At 48.1% G+C, this 3,094-nt stretch carries 2 protein-coding genes; both read left to right on the top strand.

The features are described from left to right. The first annotated feature begins 335 nt into the window (after positions 1–335). Positions 336–1,517, top strand: a complete 1,182-nt coding sequence (locus OXG87_08915; GenBank protein MCY3869665.1) for a hypothetical protein — start codon at positions 336–338, stop codon at positions 1,515–1,517. A gap of 171 nt (positions 1,518–1,688) precedes the next feature. Further along, positions 1,689–3,092 (top strand): ABC transporter substrate-binding protein, encoded by a 1,404-nt coding sequence (locus OXG87_08910; protein MCY3869664.1) that lies wholly within the window; start codon positions 1,689–1,691, stop codon positions 3,090–3,092. Positions 3,093–3,094: the final 2 nt, after the last annotated feature.

Here is a 3,094-nt window from a genome sequence, read left to right as displayed (position 1 = left end):
CGAAGTCGATCAAGCTTTTAAGTATTATGGAACATTAATGATAGGTGCGGAGTGTGAAGATATGATTAAAACGACGACGGTCAATTTGCTAAAAGAGATGTAAAAAGTGTCTATATCTTGTATAATAACGCATTTATACCACCTGAAATTGTAGAAAATGCTTGACATATAGCGCGTATTAGTATAGATATATTTGTTGGGAGAATGTTTAGTTGTCGGTGGTTCTCTATAAGCAGGGGTTATACACACACGAAGAGCCACCACATCGCATCAAGGCATATACCGACAGTACACATAGTAAGGGGAGCCATTATCGGTACTGTTGTGGAGGCTCAATGTATCGAAACGTTTTCTATATGATGCTGGTCGTGCTTTTTCCCCTTTCGGGATACGCGCAATCAGATGTCGATATTGATTTTGACGATAACGGCGTTGTTGATCTGCAAGATCTTTTAGCTCTGACCGAAGCCTTTGGTACAAATGATGCGAAGTATGATTTGCACCCGGATGGCGTGGTTAATTTCAAAGATCTTATCATTTTTGCCAGTGCGTACAATCAGGAAGATACTTCTGAACCCGTCACCGAGGAAGCCGAGGAGCAAGAAGCCTCTGCTCAGGTCGATTTTTTTGAGCTTTTGACGCCGAATAGCCGGCCAAATGATCTGGCGATTGACTCTCGAGGGTATATATGGTTTACAGAGATGGGGGCCAATGCAATTGGCCGATTAGAGCCGCGCACAGATATGATTCGCCGATTTTCTTTGACCACGCCGGGTGCACAACCACACAGTATTGCTCTCGACAGTCAGGGGCATGTCTGGTTTTCAGAGATTGCAGCCAACCGCATTGGCCTCCTGGATCCCTTCTCAGATGATATTCAGGAGTTCACTGTTCCGACTCCGGGCAGTCGGCCAATGAGTTTGAAATTTGACGATCAATGGAAGCTCTGGTTTATCGAGAGTGGAGCCGACCGCATTGCGCGGCTGGATCCCACCACCGAGACGATAAAAGAATTTTCAATTGGTGAGGAAGATGTCACACTTGGTTCGCTTCAGATAGATGATGGTGGGCGGGTCTGGTTCGTCGATCACAAACAAAGTCAGTTGGGTATGCTCGATCCCGATACTGAAGAGATTACCACCTATTCGCTTCCAGATAGCGGTTTTGCTATTGGGCAAATGGAATTGGATTCACTGGGGAGGATGTGGTTTGCGGATATGGATTCGATAAGGCTGGGCATGTTTGATTCTATCACCAGGCAAACGCGTTATTTCCGGTTTCCCGAAAAGATGGAATCTCCACATGCTTTGCAGGTCGATTCGAATGATCGCGTGTGGGTCGGTGGACAATCGTCGGGATGGCTGACCAGTTTTAGTTTGCAAGATACGACGTTTACGCTCTATGAGATTTCCGATGATGATGTTGAGGTCAAAAACTTGCGCGTTGATCTCAGGGGTGTTGTCTGGATCGTCGATTCAACCGGGAACCGGATTGGGCGTATTGAAACGTCTGATTAACTGTTTATTCCATCGCCAGAGAAAACAGATTTTAAGGACGCGCAGGACGGACATAACACAGGTTAGAGCACCCTGAATATTCAGGGTGTTTTTTTTTGACCAAAAAGGCGTTGACACACCAGAAGGCACATACTATATACTTTTTACGCTAAACATACGGGGTCAATAGTTATGAAATCTTACAATGCCATTTTTTGTTTTGCTCTTATCGGGTTGCTGGTTTTGCCATGCAATGCCGATCAATTGGTGCTGATGTCGCCACATTCAGATGAGATTCAAAACGAGTTTGAGTCGGCTTTTGTGGCTTTTTATCAAAAGACCACTGGGCGAGATGTGCGGGTAGAATGGCTCGATATCGGGGGGGGAACGAGTTCGATATTGCGCTATATTAAATCGGAATTTGGGCGGTCGCCAGAGGGCATTGGCATCGATATCTTTTTTGGCGGAGGCACCGCGCCTTATGTGGATTTGTCTGAGCGCGGGCTGTGTCAACCCTATCGGTTGTCCGATGCCGCGTTCAATCGATTGCCCGTGCAGATTGGGGGGGTTCCGCTTTACGATTCTGCCTATCAATGGTATGGTGCAACGCTGTCTGGTTTTGGCATTGTGTACAATCGGCGCGTGCTTGACATTTTGAATTTTCCCATTCCCCAAACCTGGGCAGATTTGGGCGCGCCGGAGTTGTTTTCGTGGGTCGGTTCGGGCGATCCACGTAAGAGTGGCAGCGTTCACATGGCTTATGAATTGATTTTGCAGGCTTATGGCTGGGAAAAGGGATGGGAAGTGATTACTACAATGGGGGCCAATGTGCGAAATTTTGGGCAAGGTGGTTCTTATGCCCCCAAGGAAGTTGCCGTGGGTGAAGTAGCTTATGGTTTGTCCATCGACTTTTATGCCTGGGCACAGGTCGCAGAAGTGGGCGATGAATACGTGGGCTTTGTGATGCCCGATAATTTGACCATTGTCAATCCCGATGGCATCGCCATATTAAAGGGTGCGCCAAACCTGGAGGTGGCACAGGCGTTTTTGGAGTTTGTGATGTCCGATGCGGGGCAGAAGCTCTGGTTTTTGAAAAAGGGCGTGCCGGGCGGTCCTGTCAATAAGCAGTTGAATCGGTTTACCGTATTGCCGGATCTATACAGGCGCTATCAAAGTGATGCTGCGGTGACGCTAAATCCCTTTGAATGGCGTTCCGATTTGATATACAATGCTGAATTGGGCAGCGGGCGATGGCGCGTGTTGAACGATTTGATCGGCGTGATGGTCATTGACTCACAGCGGTCATTGCAAGCTGCCTGGAAGGACGCGATGGCAGATGGGGTGTCAGAAGAAGAACGCAAGGCGCTGTCATCTGTACCCATTTCAGAGACTGAAGCACTGAAGTTGGAGCGATCGTGGGCAGATGCTGAGGTGCGCAATCGCACGATGGCTGATTGGACGGATTTTGCGCGCGACAAATACGGTGCGCGCAATATGCCTTTGTCCGTGCGTATCACCAATGCGATTACCCTGTTTTTCCCCATGGGTATTGCCGGCTGTGTGGTGGCTTATTTGTGGCGTTTACGCAGGAATTAAAA

This window comes from Gemmatimonadota bacterium (genome assembly GCA_026706845.1).
Classification (GTDB): Bacteria; Latescibacterota; UBA2968; order UBA2968; family UBA2968; genus VXRD01.
Note: the sequence above shows the minus strand (reverse complement) of the source record. Positions and strands in the feature narration are given on the sequence as shown.